The 16,908-nt window shown below is 45.8% G+C and carries 21 protein-coding genes; 18 read left to right on the plus strand and 3 right to left on the minus strand.

The genetic code is table 11. The features are described from left to right. The first annotated feature begins 49 nt into the window (after positions 1-49). The 7 genes from F3H97_RS02450 to F3H97_RS02480 all read left to right on the plus strand — a co-directional run bounded on the left by F3H97_RS02450 (position 50) and on the right by F3H97_RS02480 (position 5,640). Entirely contained in the window at positions 50-595 is a 546-nt protein-coding gene (locus F3H97_RS02450) for a phosphatidylglycerophosphatase A family protein (RefSeq protein WP_015881233.1), read from the plus strand. Next, the gene (locus tag F3H97_RS02455; protein ID WP_196430473.1) at positions 595-1,182 is read left to right on the plus strand and encodes a phosphatase PAP2 family protein; all 588 of its coding nucleotides are present in this window, start codon (positions 595-597) and stop codon (positions 1,180-1,182) included. Before F3H97_RS02450 ends, F3H97_RS02455 begins: the two co-directional genes overlap by 1 nt. After that, positions 1,179-1,715: a hypothetical protein gene (locus F3H97_RS02460; RefSeq protein ID WP_196430474.1), complete on the plus strand. Its 537-nt coding sequence runs from the start codon at positions 1,179-1,181 to the stop codon at positions 1,713-1,715. Before F3H97_RS02455 ends, F3H97_RS02460 begins: the two co-directional genes overlap by 4 nt. Next, on the plus strand, positions 1,708-1,899 hold the full coding sequence (locus F3H97_RS02465) for a hypothetical protein (RefSeq protein ID WP_074037402.1): 192 nt from the start codon (positions 1,708-1,710) through the stop codon (positions 1,897-1,899). Before F3H97_RS02460 ends, F3H97_RS02465 begins: the two co-directional genes overlap by 8 nt. A 158-nt stretch (positions 1,900-2,057) precedes the next feature. Then, complete coding sequence (locus F3H97_RS02470) at positions 2,058-4,079, plus strand: BglG family transcription antiterminator (RefSeq protein ID WP_196430475.1); 2,022 nt, start codon at positions 2,058-2,060, stop codon at positions 4,077-4,079. Further along, entirely contained in the window at positions 4,079-4,345 is a 267-nt protein-coding gene (locus tag F3H97_RS02475; RefSeq protein ID WP_074037399.1) for a PTS sugar transporter subunit IIB, read from the plus strand. Before F3H97_RS02470 ends, F3H97_RS02475 begins: the two co-directional genes overlap by 1 nt. Positions 4,346-4,377: 32 nt before the next feature. After that, on the plus strand, positions 4,378-5,640 hold the full coding sequence (locus tag F3H97_RS02480) for a PTS ascorbate transporter subunit IIC (protein ID WP_074037398.1): 1,263 nt from the start codon (positions 4,378-4,380) through the stop codon (positions 5,638-5,640). 48 nt (positions 5,641-5,688) lie between these two features. On the opposite strand, the gene F3H97_RS02485 is transcribed toward F3H97_RS02480, so the two are convergent. Both F3H97_RS02485 and F3H97_RS02490 read right to left on the minus strand, forming a co-directional pair. Continuing rightward, positions 5,689-5,976: a hypothetical protein gene (locus F3H97_RS02485; RefSeq protein ID WP_074037396.1), complete on the minus strand. Its 288-nt coding sequence runs from the start codon at positions 5,974-5,976 to the stop codon at positions 5,689-5,691. Positions 5,977-6,248: 272 nt separating this feature from the next. Next, positions 6,249-6,980, minus strand: coding sequence for a hypothetical protein (locus F3H97_RS02490; protein ID WP_074037395.1), 732 nt, complete (start codon positions 6,978-6,980; stop codon positions 6,249-6,251). A gap of 149 nt (positions 6,981-7,129) precedes the next feature. Here F3H97_RS02490 and F3H97_RS02495 point away from each other — a divergent pair, with 149 nt between their 5' ends. The 8 genes from F3H97_RS02495 to nadE all read left to right on the plus strand — a co-directional run bounded on the left by F3H97_RS02495 (position 7,130) and on the right by nadE (position 12,717). Continuing rightward, complete coding sequence (locus F3H97_RS02495; RefSeq protein ID WP_196430476.1) at positions 7,130-7,705, plus strand: GNAT family N-acetyltransferase; 576 nt, start codon at positions 7,130-7,132, stop codon at positions 7,703-7,705. Then, complete coding sequence (locus F3H97_RS02500) at positions 7,702-8,421, plus strand: alpha/beta fold hydrolase (RefSeq protein WP_074037393.1); 720 nt, start codon at positions 7,702-7,704, stop codon at positions 8,419-8,421. The genes F3H97_RS02495 and F3H97_RS02500 overlap by 4 nt, the downstream gene beginning before the upstream one ends. After that, positions 8,408-8,968 carry an NADPH-dependent FMN reductase gene (locus F3H97_RS02505; RefSeq protein WP_196430477.1) on the plus strand — a complete coding sequence of 187 codons (561 nt, stop codon included), beginning with the start codon at positions 8,408-8,410 and terminating at the stop codon, positions 8,966-8,968. Before F3H97_RS02500 ends, F3H97_RS02505 begins: the two co-directional genes overlap by 14 nt. Before the next feature lie 68 nt (positions 8,969-9,036). Further along, the gene (locus F3H97_RS02510; protein ID WP_015881242.1) at positions 9,037-9,276 is read left to right on the plus strand and encodes a hypothetical protein; all 240 of its coding nucleotides are present in this window, start codon (positions 9,037-9,039) and stop codon (positions 9,274-9,276) included. Between the two features lie 84 nt (positions 9,277-9,360). Beyond that, positions 9,361-10,452 carry a virulence factor gene (locus tag F3H97_RS02515; RefSeq protein ID WP_196430478.1) on the plus strand — a complete coding sequence of 364 codons (1,092 nt, stop codon included), beginning with the start codon at positions 9,361-9,363 and terminating at the stop codon, positions 10,450-10,452. Positions 10,453-10,697: 245 nt separating this feature from the next. Beyond that, a complete protein-coding gene (locus F3H97_RS02520; protein ID WP_074037391.1) occupies positions 10,698-10,892 on the plus strand; it encodes a hypothetical protein in 195 nt (64 codons plus the stop codon). Positions 10,893-10,990: 98 nt separating this feature from the next. Further along, a complete protein-coding gene (locus F3H97_RS02525; RefSeq protein WP_074037389.1) occupies positions 10,991-11,791 on the plus strand; it encodes a BsuPI-related putative proteinase inhibitor in 801 nt (266 codons plus the stop codon). A gap of 110 nt (positions 11,792-11,901) precedes the next feature. Continuing rightward, positions 11,902-12,717 (plus strand): ammonia-dependent NAD(+) synthetase, encoded by an 816-nt coding sequence (nadE, locus tag F3H97_RS02530; RefSeq protein ID WP_074037388.1) that lies wholly within the window; start codon positions 11,902-11,904, stop codon positions 12,715-12,717. Positions 12,718-12,759: 42 nt separating this feature from the next. Here the strand turns inward: nadE and F3H97_RS02535 are convergent, their stop codons facing one another. Continuing rightward, positions 12,760-13,146 carry a disulfide bond formation protein B gene (locus tag F3H97_RS02535; RefSeq protein WP_159562030.1) on the minus strand — a complete coding sequence of 129 codons (387 nt, stop codon included), beginning with the start codon at positions 13,144-13,146 and terminating at the stop codon, positions 12,760-12,762. A 108-nt stretch (positions 13,147-13,254) separates the two neighbouring features. Here F3H97_RS02535 and F3H97_RS02540 point away from each other — a divergent pair, with 108 nt between their 5' ends. The 3 genes from F3H97_RS02540 to F3H97_RS02550 all read left to right on the plus strand — a co-directional run bounded on the left by F3H97_RS02540 (position 13,255) and on the right by F3H97_RS02550 (position 16,899). Next, the gene (locus F3H97_RS02540) at positions 13,255-14,130 is read left to right on the plus strand and encodes a transcriptional regulator CcpC (RefSeq protein ID WP_074037386.1); all 876 of its coding nucleotides are present in this window, start codon (positions 13,255-13,257) and stop codon (positions 14,128-14,130) included. Further along, on the plus strand, positions 14,130-15,251 hold the full coding sequence (locus F3H97_RS02545) for an N-acetyldiaminopimelate deacetylase (RefSeq protein ID WP_074037384.1): 1,122 nt from the start codon (positions 14,130-14,132) through the stop codon (positions 15,249-15,251). The genes F3H97_RS02540 and F3H97_RS02545 overlap by 1 nt, the downstream gene beginning before the upstream one ends. Positions 15,252-15,510: 259 nt before the next feature. Further along, the gene (locus F3H97_RS02550; protein WP_074037383.1) at positions 15,511-16,899 is read left to right on the plus strand and encodes a cytochrome ubiquinol oxidase subunit I; all 1,389 of its coding nucleotides are present in this window, start codon (positions 15,511-15,513) and stop codon (positions 16,897-16,899) included. Positions 16,900-16,908: the final 9 nt, after the last annotated feature.

The following is a 16,908-nucleotide window of genomic DNA, read 5'->3' on the forward strand; positions in this document are numbered from 1 at the left end:
ACTCTCTGAACGAAGGGATGTGAAGCGGGATTTCGATCCTGCGCCTATTATGAAACACGTACCACACTCACGTGACGTCCGAGAAGCGGCTCGTGCTCGTTTGCTCGAACGCGGGGTCACGATTGAATCGATTGCTGAAATCGTATACCAGATGCAGGCACCTTATTCGCCACATCTTTCTCTAAAAGATTGTATGGATTCTGTCGAGGCGGTTCTAGATAAACGTGAACTACAACATGCGATTCTCGTGGGATCAGAGCTCGATATGCTGGCTGAAAAAGGGCAATTATCTGAACCGCTTCTGTCGATTATCGCCTCAGACGAAGGTTTATTTGGAGTGGACGAGACGATTGCGATCGGTGCCGTCAACACATATGGTTCGATTGCCGTTACGACTTTCGGATACTTAGACAAGGCAAAAATCGGTATCATCAAACAACTCGACACGAAGATGGATGATGGGCAAGTGCATACGTTCATGGACGATCTCGTCGGTGCCATCGCTGCCAACGCTTCAGGACGATTGGCGCACCGGTTACGAGATATGGTCGATTTCGGAGAAGAAGAGATGCGTGAAAGAAAAGGGTTGTATTGATGAAGTGGACACCGCAGATGGTGGTCATCACCGGGACGGTCGCATATGTGATCGTGTCGGTGTTTGTCGTTTTAGGGGCGGTCGATCCGATGAACACATTCGTATATGAATGGTTACAGCCGCTACCGGATCGAGTGTTTGCCTACGTGACAGAGCTCGGGAGTGCACAAGTCATTGTGGGTCTCTCCATATTAGGATTGTTGTTCTGGTATTGGCGTGGGGACCCTATCGAAGCATGGCGCCTAGCGCTCGTCGGAATCGGGACACTTCTGTTTACTCAAGTGCTGAAGCTCGTCTACGGAATCGACCGACCGCTCATTGATGCATCCCTCGATGCAACGACATACAGTTTTCCGAGCGGACATGCCTCAGGATCGCTTGCACTATATGGATTGACAGCTTATGTACTGTATCGAAAGAAACAGTCGAGAGTCGTCATCTTCATTCTCTTGTGCCTCGTCCTTGCGGTCTCGCTCAGCCGAGTCATCTTAAACGTTCATTACTTTAGTGATGTGCTTGGCGGTTGGCTCGTTGCGTTGACGATGATTGCATTGTCTGAATGGATCATAAGGAGGAGAACGGTTTGATCGTTGTGGTAGATGTAGCAAAATGGTTATTCGTTCGAAAGAAAGAAGCTGATGATGCATCAGTTCCCACGATATTAGTGGAAAAAGATAGAGAAGGGGCGACATGGTTCACCTCGATGAAAATTTTGTTCCAGTTAAAGAAATGGACGGGTCGACGTCGTTTTGTTCCCCTTTTACTGTGTGATGAGCACACCTATCGTTCATATGAAGTTTTTCATGTCGATGCTGTGCCGTCGTTGGCTCTACTCGACGGGGGGCGGACGTTACTAGTGGACAATAAACGAGATGAGTCATTTGATGTTGTGATACGGGAAAGCGGATTGGAAACAGAAAAATCGATTTTATTGTTCGCGCTTCAGTATATTGAACAGATGACGAATGAATCAGTCGTTTTTGCCGGAGATGAGTCGATTGAGGCGACGCGGATCATCCCGACAGCATTGTTGGATAAGGCGGACCGCTTAGAATCAGGACGTCGTCTATTTGAATGGATGCATGATGAAGACTTACGTAAGGAGAATCAACATGACTGATTGGGAAATGACATTTCAACAATTATTGGACGAACAAGTGGATGAAGTGAACGTGCCACGCGAAGATTTTTTATCCGTTCGAACCATTTTGATTGAGAAAGGCTGGCTCTTTCAAGTAGTAGGAGAGGCCAAGCATGGTGGAGTGACGATTTATCGCAGAAACCCGGTCACTGCGAATTCATAATGGCAAGAGACGAATGAATATAAAGATTCACTCGTCTCTTTTTTTATGCATTCATGAAGAGACAGAAGTTTGTGGGCGAAGTTCCCAAAAGTCAGTCGTAACCGCTTACATTTTGTGATTGATTTCGTTTTATACTACAGGTGTAGGAGGCCTCTACTATGCAACTGAATGAAAAAAGCAAACGAATCTTGAATGTCATCTTGCATGAAAAGCAAATGACACTAGACACCTTGACGATGATGCTTCCATATTCTCGACGGACAGTCGAATATGAATTGGAACGTATACAAGAATGGCTCGTCGGAAACGGACTATCGAATTTGAAGATGGACGGAACAAAAATAGAATTGACCGTGACAGAGGCGCTAATCGAGCAAGTCGAGCGCGCCGAATTAGTCTGGTCAGAAGAAGAACGAGAGCTTGTCATCACGCTATTCGCGATGACCCAAGTCGAATTTCTATCCAGTTTTCATTTTCAGCACCTATTAGATGTTTCCAAGTATACGGTCCAAGAAAGTTTGAACACCGTTAAAAAGCAGGCGGCCCAATTCGGGATTGATTTTTCTTATACGAGGAAAGAAGGATATCGGTTCAACGGTCATCTCCAAACGGTCGCATTATACGTGTACCGAACAATTGAACAATTGCTTGAGAAGTCAACGTTCGCTCAATTACTCGATTTATGTTTCGATTCTTGGCAAGTTGAGTTTATGGAACGGATCGGACAGATTGAACATTTTGAAAACTTGAATCAGTTTCAGTTTGTCGAAAGCCATCGTGAAAAATTAGCATATTTTCTGATGATTGGGTCTAGGTTATCACCTGACGCATATGTTCAAGATGACGATTCCTGGTTGACAGAAAAAGTCGATGCATCAATCCGAGACAATTTTGAAGATGTTCCACAGCTGTGGGAGACATTGATGATGTTAATTCAAGGTGGTTCAAAAGTGTCGGAAGAAATGGATGAGCTGGTACAGCAAAATCTTGCGTCTATCATGATTGAGGTGATTGAGCGCTTTGAAGGTTTGAGTTGTACACGTGTAATCGAACGCGAAGCGTTATGTGAAAAACTAGTCCTCCATGCGAAAGCGACGCTCAATCGTGTCCATACCGAAATTATGCCGTCAGATGAATTGGAACGATATGTGATGAAGGAGCACCGTGTACTAAATGTAATTGTCGACCGCTCTCTCGACCCGATTCGAGACCAAATTCAGACGAAAATTCCAAGTTCAGAAGTCATGTATTTCACTCTTCATTTTGCGGCCCATCTTCATCAACAGGGGCAACATCTAGATGAAAAAATGAAAGCGATTGTCGTATGTCCAAGCGGGATAAGCGTTTCGCATATGCTCGATCACATTTTGAAAAATCAATTTCCTGACTTTGTATTTCTGCCACCAATTTCGCAACGGGATGTCTTGGAGTTTGCACCGCTTGTCGATTTGATTTTTACGACGGTGCCATTGCCGCTAGCGGTTCAACAACAAGCACACGTGACGCTTGTTCCGACACTACCGACAAGGCTAGAACAGCTTGCCTTAAAGCGCCAAATCCAACAGCGCTTCATCGCAAATGGGGGCGTCGCCCGAATGGAAGTCGCAGATATTCTCGAAGTGGTGAAGAAATATGCAACAATCCATCAAGAAGCGCAACTAAGAAAAGAATTGAAACATCTGCTACAAGATGAACCGATGAAAGATGAATGGAAAGGGGGACAACCCGTGCTAAATCAACTCGTAACAAAAAAAGAAATCCAACTTGACGATCAAGTATCGGATTGGCAGGAGTCCATTCGTCTCGCGGCCAAACCACTTGTTGATAATGGAACAATCGAATCTCGTTATGTTGAGACGATGATTGAGAACGTCATAGAACATGGTCCGTATATCGTGCTCATGCCACAAATTGCAATCCCTCATGCGAGGCCGGAAGATGGTGTAAATCACCTTGGGATGAGTGTGCTGAAGTTAACAAAACCTGTATTCTTTCCTGGAGAGAAACCGGTTCGTGCTTTCTTTGTCCTAGCGGCAATCGATCAAACGACTCATTTAAAAGCCCTTGCACAGTTGACCGAGCTATTAGGAAATGAACAGGACGTGTCACTTCTTTTAGAAGCAGACACAGTAGACGATATTGTTGAGGTACTCAATCGCTATTCAGAGGAGGAAGAATAATGAAAAAGATTTTAGTGGTATGCGGTAATGGATTAGGCTCGAGCTTTATCATGGAATTGAACGTAAAAAAAGCACTCGAACAAATGGGGAAAGAGGCGGATGTCTCTCATACAGACCTGGCGACGGCACGAACTGAACCAGCAGATATTTATCTCGGAGCTCAGGATATCATCGGAACGTTAGATGATGGTTCAAAAGAAATCGTCGCACTCGAGAACGTGATGAATATTGAAGAAATTAAATCAAAACTAGATGGAAAAGTTTAAGATATATGAAATTTTATTAGGGGGGAACGCTCATGCTTGATTTGATTATGCGAGATATATTGGGGACACCTGCCATATTGGTTGGACTGTTCGCTTTGATTGGGCTCGTTCTACAGAAGAAAGATATTGCTTCAATCGTCTCTGGTACATTGAAGACAATCATGGGGTTTGTGATTATCGGGGCGGGTGCCGGCGTCATTATTGCGGCACTCGACATATTCGGACAGATGTTCGACGAAGCGTTCAGTATCCGAGGGGTCATTCCGAACAACGAAGCGATCGTTGCGGTTGCGCAAGATGCGTTTGGTGTCGAAACAGCAATGATCATGGTGTTCGGTATGGTTATGAATATCGTGCTCGCACGTATCACGCCATTTAAATACATCTTCTTGACAGGTCACCATACGTTATTTATGGCAAGCTTACTAGCAGCAATTTTATCCGTATCAGGACTCGATGGTACGTTATTGATCATCGTCGGATCGGTATTGCTAGGACTCTGTATGGTCTTATTCCCGGCACTCCTTCAACCTTTTGTACGTCAAATTACTGGCTCTGACGATTTTGCAGTTGGACATTTCGGGTCACTCGGATACTTTGTTTCAGGGACAATCGGAAAATATGCGGGAAACAAAGAGCATTCAACCGAGCAGATTCAAGTACCGAAACAACTTGGTTTTTTACGTGATACGTCGGTAGCAGTTTCGTTGACGATGACCTTACTCTTCGTGGTCGTCGCAATCTTTGCCGGTCCTGCGTTCATTGAGACAGAATTATCAGATGGGTCGAACTATATCGTCTTCTCTATCATCCAAGCCATTACTTTTGCAGCGGGCGTGTATATCGTACTTGCGGGGGTTCGCATGTTGATTGCCGAAATCGTACCTGCCTTTAAAGGGATTGCTGATAAGATGGTTCCGAACGCAAAACCTGCGCTCGATTGTCCGACAGTTTTCCCGTTTGCACCAAACGCTGTCATTATTGGATTTCTTGCAAGTTTTGCCGCTGGATTATTTTCGATGTTTCTATTACCGTTGTTTGGTTTGGCGGTCATCGTCCCGGGTCTCGTACCTCACTTCTTTACAGGAGCGACAGCGGGAGTATTCGGGAACGCTACGGGTGGACGTCGAGGAGCGATTCTTGGATCGATTGCTAACGGAATTCTGATTAGTTTCTTACCGGCTTTGTTACTTCCGCTATTAGGGAACTTAGGTTTTGAAAGTACGACGTTTGGAGACTCTGACTTTGCTATTGTGGGCATTCTAGTCAGTTGGCTCGTTTCATTGTTCTCATAATGTGAAAAATGAGGTCTTTCTCCCATATGGAGACAAGACCTCATTTTTTTACGCGTTCGAAGCGAGTTTTATTTTTTGTCGTTTCATCTTGTGTAGTAACCAAGCATAGAGGACTTCACAAGAATTGTGAGGAAGGATCAGCTCCACCAAAGGGTGAGCGTGACCAAATATAGTGAAGCGCGAATGGTCTTCGTCGAGCAGAGAGACTTGAATATCCGTCGCATCCTGTAGTGAAATGCGCTGTTCTCCTGCGTGAGCATCTTTAAGTTTCAGCATTTTTCCATTCGTCGCAAACTTGGTGAACGATGAGACTCCTTGTACTTTCAGTTGTTCCATTTCGTGTATCTATCCATCGCGTGATGAATAGATTTTCACCTCGCTTTCTCTATATTGCCTTCCATTCCTCCAGAAGGTTATTCCTAGTATAACGCCTCGTTCGAAAAAGAAAAGTGTTAATTTAACAAAAAATTAAGACAATTTGTTATCAATTTTTAAGAATAGCGTTCAACCCTGTCTAGCATAGGAATACGGTTGAAACAATCGGTCTGAAAATAACAAAAAAGAACCCCGTTTTCAGAGGTTCGCATCTATTGGTTACATGTATGACCTTATAATCGCTCAATCTGCCATGTACGACGGCGATACAACAACTGTCCTTTTAAGGCGATGGATTCTTTCTTCGCATCGAAGTCCTCTTCAAGAACGGACATGTCTTCATAGCGACCCGCTACATAGAATGAGATGACGATTTGGCGATTGAACAAACTGCGTTTCGTATGATCGAAATCGATGATCAGACCTTGAGGTGCCAACTCGAGTAATTCATCAATGACAGGAAGTGGAATCGGAACAAAACTGATGTTACGAATATCACGATCAAGTTTACTTTGCAACATGTTTTGAACGAAACGATTGATTGTCGACCAATCGCGAATATAAAGACTGCTATGTCGATCGTTTGCTTCATTGAAGAACACAATCTCATTATCGAGCGAATCCAAGAACGGCTTCTTGATTCCGCGTTCCATATGACTTAAAAACAAGATTTCTGCAATTTCATGATCGGACAGAGTTTCGAGCGTGTTGTAGTCCGGAAAATCGATCGCTGTGAATGTTGTTTGGTTATTCAAATACTTAGACGAGAACGAAGATAGTTCATGCGCTTCAATATAACGAAAACGCGACCTCGAGGATTGTCTCATCCCTTTGATATCCGTTCGACAAATAATCATCGGTCTCGTCACGGAAAGCGCTTCTGTTACATCCGCCAACGTCACACCATGGAGTGTGAAGCGTTGGACGTCCCGGTCTTGCTTCAAATAAAAGAGTTGTTTTGACATATGGTATCCCCTCAGTTTGACATACTACGATTATAGTAGCAAAAACACATGCTTTCCGCCATCTTGAGACGGTACAAGAGGGTTGAGTTCGATACATTTGGGAAAATAGAAGTATAATTGAGGAAACGAATAGGAAAGGCGGGTTCCACATGTGGGGATTAAAACGGAGTTTTCCTGAGCTCGCTACGCCCCGGTTTATCCTGCGAGAGCTAGAACCGCGTGATGCTAGAGCACTATATACCATTCTATCCACTGAGGAAGTGATGCGATATTATGGGTCGGACCCGTTGCTTGCCGTCTATGAGGCGAAGAACGTGATCGCTTACTTTAAAGATCAATTTCAGCAAGGGAAGGCCATTCGCTGGGCGATATGCGATCGGATGACGAATGAATTGGTTGGAACGATTGGATTCCATAATTGGACGCCCCAATATTATCGCGCCGAAATCGGGTTTGAGGTTTCCCCTCACTATTGGAGACAAGGGGTGGCTTTCGAAGCCGCTTCAGCTGTCATTCAATACGGTTTTGAAGAATTCAAGTTTCATCGAATCTCTGCGTTGGTCGCACCAGAGAATGAAGGGTCGAATCGACTCGTTCAAAAATTGGGATTTATTGAAGAGGGACTTCTACAAGATTATGCATATAGCCATGGTCGATTCATGGATTTGACTATGTATCGGCTACTCAAAACAGAATGGGAAGAAAAGGAGCACTCGATGATATGAAAGCACTCGTATTGTTACATGGGTTGTGCGGTTCTCCAAAGTACTTTGAACAATTGGAACCGTTATTGAATGCCGAAGTCCACACGCTCACATTACCCGGTCATGCTGGGACGGACGTGGGGCCGGAAACGATGGATCATTTTGCGGACTGGGTCATCGAAGAAATTCGTCTTCGAGGCCTTGAGCGTCCCCTTGTATGTGGGCATTCTTTCGGAGGCTACGTGACGACTAACCTCGTGCGTCGCTATGGAACAGAAATATCAGGATTTGTATTGATTCACTCGACGGCTGCCGCGGATACAGAAGCGGCGCGGGAGAAGCGAAACGGTGCCATTCATCAAGTCATCGAAGAAGGGGTCGAGCCGTTTATTGACGGAATGATTCCAAATGTCTTCTCAAGTGATTCCGACCCGGCGCTCGTTCAACAAGCGATTGCAATCGGATATGAGATGACGGTCGAGGGAATCGTGAAGGCGCAACAGGCGATCCGGGATCGTGAAGACGAAGTGGACACCGTCGAAACGACTGACCTCCCCGGCCTATTCATTTACGGCTCAAAAGACCCGAATATGAATGAGGAGCGGGCGTTTTTAGGTGCGTCACGTCATACTAAAGCAATCGTTCCGTTCAGTCATATGGGGATGATGGAATCCCCTGAAGAAGAAGCAAAAATCATGAACGAATGGATGCAGGAGGTGGATCATGGAAAAGTATAAGTTAATCGCTATGTCAGGAAGTCTTCGAAAGAAATCTTTTAATACCGCTCTTTTGCATTCGATCATTGAACTGGCTCAAGATGATTTCGACATTGAAGTCGTCTCCATCGAACTTCCACTGTTCAATGATGATTTGATTGATCCAGATGAACCAGAGGTTGTGGCTACTTTGAAGCAAGTCGTTCGGGAAGCTGATGGATTATTGATTGTCACCCCCGAATATAACCATAGCATCCCGGGCGTCCTAAAGAATGCGATCGACTGGATTTCGCTCGAGCCAGGGACGCCACTTCGGGATAAACCGGTCATGATCGCCGGGGCCTCGCCTGGCATACTTGGAACCGCCAGATGCCAAATCCATCTCCGACAAGTATTTGCCACAAATCGTGCAAATGTTTTACCGGGAAATGAAATTTTCATCACGCATTGTAAAGAAAAGATTGGTGATAGTGGGTTGCACGATGAGAAGTCGATTAATCAAATTAACAAAACATTATCGGAATATCGTAAATGGATAGAATTTTGGAAGCGTAACACAAAAAATTAACTTGAAGTCGCTCATGTTGTTTGATAGAAAGGAATTGTGAAAACAAACACAAGAGGAGCGACACCAAAATGGAAACTTACATCGAACTGTACAATGGCGGCGAATTAGGTGATCGGGCGGTAATGAACGATGGGATGACATTTGGACGAATGACGATTGTTGAATTGTTCTATCAATCCAATCATATTTTTGGTTACGTGAAAGAAGATGGTGAAAAACGTTTCTTCCTTGAACCGATTTCAGAGGACGACACATTTACTGTGGATGGGACGACGTATTCACTCCAACAGTTTATCGCGTTGTTTTAAGTAAAATAGAGGATTGATCGAACGCAAGCGACTCGCTTGCGTTTTTTTGTCATTTTCGTCACGATGAAAAGTGAGGTGATGAGGATGAAACTAGTAGCAATCGAACCGACACCAAGTCCGAATAACTTGAAAATCATTGTGGACCCTCCGTTCGAAGGGAGAGGCATAACGTACAATAAAGCGAGTACGGATGCCCCAGCCATCATTCAAGAAATCATTGGGCTTCGAGGCGTCAAATCCGTTTACGCCGTGTCTGATTTTCTCGCTGTCGAGCGACATCCGAAACATGATTGGCATGACGTCATGAATGAAATCCGACGGGCGTTCGGGGAACAAGTTGAGGAAGTCGAATCCACAAAGATGGATACGGACTATGAACCAGTCCATGTATCCGTCCAGTTCGTGCTCGATGTACCGATGCAATTAAAACTCGTCAAAGGGGACGAAGAAAAACGAATCGGGCTGTCGAAACGATTTGTCGATGCAGCGATGGAAGTTCAAGCACAAGTGAAGAATGTCATTCAAGACCGTCGTTGGGTAGAGCAAGCCCCACGCTATGGTGAATTGGATGAAGTCAGTGTCATCGCGCAAGAAGAATTGGAAGCGGCGTATCCTGAAGAGCGCATCGAACGGATCGTGGCCCGTGCGTTTGGTCGTGAAGCAGATTTTGAGGCAAACGCGAACCATTTGCAGTCGGAAAATTGGAAAGATCGGATGGCATTCCTGGATGAACTCGAAATCCATCATGAGAATATGCCCTATTTCCGTCGTGCCTTGGAAGATTCCGTGATGGCAATTCGTCGACAAGCGGTCGTCATGATCGGGATGTTTGAAGAACGACGTGAGGAATATGTCACATATATTGAACAAGCTTTAGTGGACGCTTCTCCTATTGTACGACGAACAGCTGGGGATACGGTCTCCGATTGGGCATTACCTCAGTCACAACCTTCAATGATTGAGGCGCTGAAAGATAAAAACAAACTCGTACGTTGGCGAGCGGCTCGTTTCTTATTCGATTGTGGAGATGAACGGGCTGTACCTGCCTTGTCAATCGCGGAGGAAGATCGCGAGTTCGAGGTCTCTTTACAAGCGCGACTTGCGAAAGAGCGGATCACGAGCGGCGAGACAGCACTCGGGACGGTATGGCAACAAATTTCGAACCGCTCGAAATGAGGTTTCGTTCGACATGTGTCGAATCATTTTGATTTACAATTTAAGGTAAAGAGGAGCATCTGCATTGCGGATTGCTCCTTTTTTTCACAAAAACACATGCACATTTCCCCAATTGACTAACAATTGATGTAAACGTTTCGACAATAGGTAAAATGTCATTGTTGTGCTGTCGAACGATAGGACATATATCTTGGTTTCAGATTGGTACACTAGATTTATCACAGATGAACAAAGGAGCCATACTTATGATATTGTTTGCAGAAACGCCTGAACTTGTAGCTTATAAGGAAGTAGTAGGAGAAACGATGGTCGTCACGTTTGAATCGATGCACAGTGAGACGTTCTCTGTCACGGCTCAAGTCCGGTCTGATCTCGATATCGCAGATTCATTGTTCATGACCGGTTGGCAACAATACATGGAACAAACTAAAGTTTCGTAAAAAAGGTAAATAATATAAGGGAAATCATTACAAACGTCTGCACATTGTATACACTAGTGCTATAGACGTTTTTTATTTTGTTGAGGAGAGTGGGATCCATGAAGAAAACTTGGTTGCTCGCCGTAGTGACGGCAATCTTATTAGTCGTAGCGGGATGTGGGAAAGAAGAGGCGAAACCGAGTCAAGTAAACAGTGATTCGTCTGAACCACCGGCTCCATTGACGCTCGACACGGAAATGGCATACGATTCAGTAGCCCAAGCATTATCAGCAACAATCAAAATGACGAACCCAAATGAGGAAGCCGTGGATGTGACATTCAATACGTCACAGCGCTATCAGTTGATTATCAAACAAGGTGACAAAATCGTGTTTGATTATGGTAGCGAATTTATGTTCACGGAATCGATTATCGAAGAAAAGTGGGCAGCGGATGAACAAAAGATCTTCGATGAGGTCTTCCTGTTAGATGAATTAGAGGCTGGCGAATATTCGGTCGAAGTGATTGGGCTCGGTCAAGTTGATGGGGCACCTGAAATTGCTGTGACAGATGAGACGACGTTCACGGTTGAATCTGCTGCAACAGAAACTCCGGATGAAGGTACATCAGAAACACCGGAAGAAACACCAGCAACAGAGCCGCAATCGGACGGTGCGTTCAGTGATGTACAAATTGATTTGAATGACACGATGATTCAAGTGAGCGGGTATACGGATGAAGTCGAGTTCGAGTGGTCTGTGTCAGACGGACATAATATTTACGCTCAAGGCGCAGCCGAAGTGACCGGCGGTGGCTTCACGTTTGGGGTATTGCTCGATGAAGCGCCGGCGAAAGATCAACCGTTGTTCTTAGAAATGACACCAATCGGTGGAGAGGTCACATCATTTAAAGTTCAATAAAGCCATGGCGGAAACTGTTGTTTCCGTCTTTCTTTTTGAGACGCTAGTTGACGGGGTATAAGGATTATCAGACAATAAAGCAAAATGAGAGCATAGTGGGAGGGCAATCCATGCAACAACATATCATTGAATCAACACATGTCAAACCGACCATCAACCCGAAAGAAGAAATTCGTCAACGCATCGACTTTTTGAAAGCATATGTGAAACGAGCCGGTGCGAAAGGACTCGTCCTAGGTATCTCAGGTGGGCAAGACTCAAGCCTTGCCGGAAAGCTATGTCAACTCGCCATGGAAGAGCTTCGTGAAGAAACGGGTGGCGAGTATACATTTTATGCGATCAGATTGCCATATGGTGAGCAACACGATGAGCATGACGCGCAACTTGCGCTTGAGTTCATTCGTCCGGACAAATCGTTCACTGTCAACATTAAGCCTGCTGTTGACGCATCCGTTGAAGCGTTTAACCGTGCAACGGGTCTCGAATTGAGTGACTTCCATAAAGGGAACACGAAGGCACGTGAGCGGATGAAGGCACAATACGATATCGCGGCAACATTCGGTGCCCTTGTGGTCGGAACGGATCATGCTGCGGAATATGTGACAGGATTTTATACAAAACACGGTGACGGAGCTTGTGATCTCACACCGTTGACCGGTTTGAACAAACGTCAAGGGAAAGCACTTCTCCATGAACTTGAAGCGCATGAGCGTGTGATTTATAAGGTGCCAACGGCTGACCTTGAAGATGGTCGCCCTGGACTTCCTGACGAAGTCGCACTCGGTATGACGTATGATCAGCTGGACGACTATTTGGAAGGGAAGACAATCGACCCAACAATCGCCGAGCGAATCGAGACAATTTTCAAACGTTCACGCCACAAGCATCACATGCCTGCCTCGTTGTACGACGAATGGTGGCAATGAAAAAAGGAGGAGCTGTCTCGAGACAGCTTCTCCTTTGTTGTCTCACGCTTTCTTAAGCGGGACGAACTGAACGATCAGGATGCAGGTAAAGGCGATAAAACTGAGGAGTGGGATGGTGACGAATCCAAAATAGTTTACCCAACGAATCAGGCAGTCGTTCGTACAGAAGGCTTCACCGTTCGGGATACGTTCTAAAATAACGTGATACAGACTGATACACCATCCGGCACCGGCCATAATCCCTACGAACAAGCGGTTGACGTCTCGTGCAGTCAACATGATAGTCAAGTAGTAGATGGCTAGTGGATACATAAAGATGCGTTGGAACCAACACAACTTACAAGGTAAAAAGAGCATGATCTCTGAAAAATAAAGGCTGCCGAGCGTCGCGACGGTCGCAACGATAAAGGCGAAATGATGACGTTGCATCAGATTTCCTCCTAACAATCAAATTGATGATTAAACATGATATGATACATTGAAACAAATACTTATTCAGTATACAATCTTTCAAACGATAGAGAAACAGGTGACGTGATGCAAGTTTCGGAAGTAGAAGTGTTAATTATTCTTGCGGAAGAATTGAATATGCGGAAAGCAGCCGAGCGGTTGTTTGTCTCACAACCAGCGCTCAGTCAACGGCTCGTGACCATCGAACATCAGTGGGGAAAGAAGATTTTCGTTCGCTCCACAAGAGGGCTCGCATTGACGCCAGATGGGGAGAAAATCATCGAGTTCGCCAAAAAGATGTACAGCGAAGAACAAGAACTGAGGGGTGAACTGACTGCCAACCAAGGGGAAGTGTACGGGACGTTGAAAATTGCCGTCGCCTCCATCATGGGACAATATTGGTTACCCAAGGTATTGAAGACGTTCGTCGAACGCTATCCGTCTGTCCGTGTCAAATTGGTCACCGGATGGTCGAGCGAAATGATGCGTTATATGCTCGAAGAGAATTTTCATATCGGAATCATTCGAGGGAATCCGGATTGGCGAGGAGAACGGATGAAGTTGTTCTCCGATTCCTTGCATTTGGTCGATCTAAAAATGACCGACCTCTCCCAACTAAAAAACAATGAGCGCTCGTTTATTCAATTCAAGAGTGACTCGACTTATTACCAGGAAATATTAGAGTGGTGGCAGGAACGGTTTTCGAGTCCACCTCTGACGACGCTGGTCGTCGATCAAATCGAGACATGCAAACAGATGGCGTTACACGGAATCGGGTTCGCGATTCTCCCTGAATCGACCATCAAAGATGTGAATGAGATGAATAAGATTCCATTGACGTCGTCGGGTGGTGTGCCACTCGTACGGGACACATGGATGCTTTCGACAGAATCGATGTTGGAGTTGGCGCAAGTTCAAGCGTTTTGGAAGATCGTTGAAGAAATTACGAAGGAGACTGAATGATGAATTGGGCAATTGAAGCGAGAAGACAGCTGCATTTAATTCCGGAAGCCGGATATGAAGAGTTCAAAACACAAGCGACACTTGAGCAATTGATTCGATCGCTCGATTCACCACGTGTTCACATCACACACTGGCGAACAGGTCTTTTCGTCCGGGTAGATGGTCTCGTCGGTGAGAAGACGATTGGATATCGAGCCGATATGGATGGACTGCCCATCACGGAAGAGACGGGGCTAGAATTCGCATCGATTCACGAAGGAATGATGCATGCATGCGGACATGATGTGCACATGTCGATCGCGCTTGGGTTAATTAAACGAGCGGTCGAGGAACCGCTTAACCATCACCTTGTCGTCTTTTTCCAACCGGCCGAAGAGGGCCCGGGAGGAGCCGAACCGATGGCGAAATCAGAATTGTTCTATCACTTCCGTCCGGACGCACTGTTCGGCTTGCATGTCGCGCCTGAATATCCTGTCGGCATGGTCGCTTCAAGACCGGGCGTGTTGTTTGCGAGTGCGCGAGAGCTTCATATCACCATTCATGGAAAAGGGGGGCATGGTGCTTTCCCTCACGCAGGGATTGACGCTGTTATCGTTCAGGCCGCCCTCATCATGCAACTGCAAACGATTGTGTCACGGAACATTGACCCGATGGGAAGTGCGGTCGTCAGTATCGGAAAAGTCGCAGCAGGAACGAAAGAAAATATCATCGCTGATACGGCCAAATTGGATGGGACGGTCCGTGCATTGTCCGACAAAGAAATGGTCGTGCTTGAAAGCCGGATTCGTCAAATCATTGCCGGTGTTGAGATGACGTATAACGTTCAGATTGACCTTGAATTTGGTAATCGCTATCACGAGGTCGTCAATGACGAACGTTACCTCTATCAATTCGAGGAAGCGGTGGAAGAGGTCGGCTATTCTTATAAAACGTGTGTCCCCGCCATGACGGGTGAAGATTTTGGATATATGTTGAAACAGGTCCCTGGATTCATGGTTTGGTTGGGCGTAAACGATATGGGATCAGGACTTCATCAATCGACACTCAACCCGGATGAACGTTCGATTGAAGTAGCCATCGATTTATTCGACCACTACTTCCGTAATGTCATGATTCAATAACACGAAGCGGTCTCGATTGAGTCCGCTTTTAGTGTGCCCGAAAAGGAGTGAACGAGGGTGAAAAAGGGAAACATTTATTCATGTAAAGCGACGATTTTGTGGCGATTGCTCAAATGTGAACATTTTGCGAACTCGAGCATTGAGACATTACAGCGCAATATAAAATCATTATGATGTAAGTATCGAAGGGTATTCATCTGTGATTGTCGTTTCATACATGGGTTCGAAGCGATAGAGAGAGATAGGAGGTAATCAATAGATGTTTCAAGATCCTGTCCTGATGAGTCGAGCATTGACGGCACTCACATTAGGTTTTCATGTGATTTTTGCCACACTCGGCGTCGGGGTTCCACTTTTAATTTTATTGGCAGAATTTTTAGGAATACGTAAAAAAGACCCGAAATACACGCTCATGGCTCGCCGTTGGTCGCGTGGCTATGTCGTGACGGTAGCAGTTGGGGTTGTGACAGGTACGGCCATCGGTCTGCAGCTTTCACTTCTCTGGCCGAATTTGATGCGCGTTGCGGGTCAAACGATTGCGCTCCCGCTTTTCATGGAAACGTTCGCCTTCTTCTTTGAAGCGATTTTCCTTGGTATTTACTTGTACACATGGGATCGATTTAAAAATCCGTGGCACCACATGCTTCTCGGGATTCCAGTTGCCGTCGGTGCATTGTTCTCAGGGTTCTTTATCACAACGGTAAACAGTTTTATGAATCAGCCTGTAGGGTTTGATATTGTCGATGGTCGATTGGCAAATGTCAGCCCGCTCGAAGCGATGTTCAGTCCGGCCATGCCGACGAAAATGGCACACGTGTTGACTTCGGCTATTTTAACATCCGCGTTCATTCTAGCTGCGATCGCAGCCGTTCAGTTGTTACGTCAACGCCGAAATCAACTCGACAAGATGTCAATCGAGTATCATAAGAAAGGTCTTCGTCTGACGATGACGGTCGCTTTGATCTTTGCGATCGCGACAGCGCTCGTCGGTGACTTCTCAGGTAAATATTTGGCTCAGTATCAACCAGATAAATTAGCAGCTGCAGAATGGCATTTCGAAACCTCCTCCGAGGCCGAATTGATTTTGGGTGGATGGTTAGAAGATGATGGGCAAGGTGGCTATGAAGTTCGAGGCGCCTTGAAGATTCCTTACGCCCTCTCTATTCTTGCAGGTGGAGTCCCGAACTACGAGGTGACGGGTCTCAATGAGTTTGCGAAAGAAGATCAACCGCCGCTCTTCGTTCACTATCTATTTGATGCGATGGTCGGAATTGGGATGCTTCTCGCACTCATCTCCTTCCTGTTCGTACTCGGCCGCTATATTAAACGTTTGAACCAGTTCAGCAAGCCGATGCTCTTTGCGATTGCAGCCGGTGGACCTCTTGCCATGGCGGCGATTGAGTTTGGTTGGTTCTTCGCTGAGTTTGGTCGTCAACCTTGGGCGTTATATGAGTTGATGCGTACGAGTGAGGCAGCTACGACATCAGCGAACGTCGGTTGGATGCTTGTCGCTTTCGCGATCCTCTACGCGGTACTCGGAACAGTGACTGTGGTTGTCCTATCACGCCTGTTCAAAGAGAATCCGGTAGGAAAAGAACTAAAACAATCCGAGCATCGTGGTGAAGCGATGTTTGCGGATGAAGTGTGATCGGAGGGT

Source organism: Exiguobacterium sp. SRB7LM, assembly GCF_015712685.1.
GTDB classification, from domain to species: domain Bacteria; phylum Bacillota; class Bacilli; order Exiguobacteriales; family Exiguobacteriaceae; genus Exiguobacterium; species Exiguobacterium profundum.

Excerpts from the sequence above, each read along its gene's own strand:
- F3H97_RS02505 (WP_196430477.1), top strand. The coding sequence starts at position 8,408 with ATGGAAAAGTATAAGTTAATCGCTATGTCAGGAAGTCTTCGAAAGAAA.
- F3H97_RS02535 (WP_159562030.1), bottom strand. The coding sequence starts at position 13,146 with ATGCAACGTCATCATTTCGCCTTTATCGTTGCGACCGTCGCGACGCTC.
- F3H97_RS02550 (WP_074037383.1), top strand. The coding sequence starts at position 15,511 with ATGTTTCAAGATCCTGTCCTGATGAGTCGAGCATTGACGGCACTCACA.
- F3H97_RS02450 (WP_015881233.1), top strand. The coding sequence starts at position 50 with ATGAAACACGTACCACACTCACGTGACGTCCGAGAAGCGGCTCGTGCT.
- F3H97_RS02515 (WP_196430478.1), top strand. The coding sequence starts at position 9,361 with ATGAAACTAGTAGCAATCGAACCGACACCAAGTCCGAATAACTTGAAA.
- F3H97_RS02510 (WP_015881242.1), top strand. The coding sequence starts at position 9,037 with ATGGAAACTTACATCGAACTGTACAATGGCGGCGAATTAGGTGATCGG.
- F3H97_RS02485 (WP_074037396.1), bottom strand. The coding sequence starts at position 5,976 with ATGGAACAACTGAAAGTACAAGGAGTCTCATCGTTCACCAAGTTTGCG.
- F3H97_RS02480 (WP_074037398.1), top strand. The coding sequence starts at position 4,378 with ATGCTTGATTTGATTATGCGAGATATATTGGGGACACCTGCCATATTG.
- F3H97_RS02520 (WP_074037391.1), top strand. The coding sequence starts at position 10,698 with ATGATATTGTTTGCAGAAACGCCTGAACTTGTAGCTTATAAGGAAGTA.
- F3H97_RS02500 (WP_074037393.1), top strand. The coding sequence starts at position 7,702 with ATGAAAGCACTCGTATTGTTACATGGGTTGTGCGGTTCTCCAAAGTAC.
- F3H97_RS02470 (WP_196430475.1), top strand. The coding sequence starts at position 2,058 with ATGCAACTGAATGAAAAAAGCAAACGAATCTTGAATGTCATCTTGCAT.
- F3H97_RS02490 (WP_074037395.1), bottom strand. The coding sequence starts at position 6,980 with ATGTCAAAACAACTCTTTTATTTGAAGCAAGACCGGGACGTCCAACGC.
- F3H97_RS02465 (WP_074037402.1), top strand. The coding sequence starts at position 1,708 with ATGACTGATTGGGAAATGACATTTCAACAATTATTGGACGAACAAGTG.
- F3H97_RS02475 (WP_074037399.1), top strand. The coding sequence starts at position 4,079 with ATGAAAAAGATTTTAGTGGTATGCGGTAATGGATTAGGCTCGAGCTTT.
- F3H97_RS02525 (WP_074037389.1), top strand. The coding sequence starts at position 10,991 with ATGAAGAAAACTTGGTTGCTCGCCGTAGTGACGGCAATCTTATTAGTC.
- F3H97_RS02540 (WP_074037386.1), top strand. The coding sequence starts at position 13,255 with ATGCAAGTTTCGGAAGTAGAAGTGTTAATTATTCTTGCGGAAGAATTG.
- F3H97_RS02545 (WP_074037384.1), top strand. The coding sequence starts at position 14,130 with ATGAATTGGGCAATTGAAGCGAGAAGACAGCTGCATTTAATTCCGGAA.
- F3H97_RS02495 (WP_196430476.1), top strand. The coding sequence starts at position 7,130 with ATGTGGGGATTAAAACGGAGTTTTCCTGAGCTCGCTACGCCCCGGTTT.
- nadE (WP_074037388.1), top strand. The coding sequence starts at position 11,902 with ATGCAACAACATATCATTGAATCAACACATGTCAAACCGACCATCAAC.
- F3H97_RS02455 (WP_196430473.1), top strand. The coding sequence starts at position 595 with ATGAAGTGGACACCGCAGATGGTGGTCATCACCGGGACGGTCGCATAT.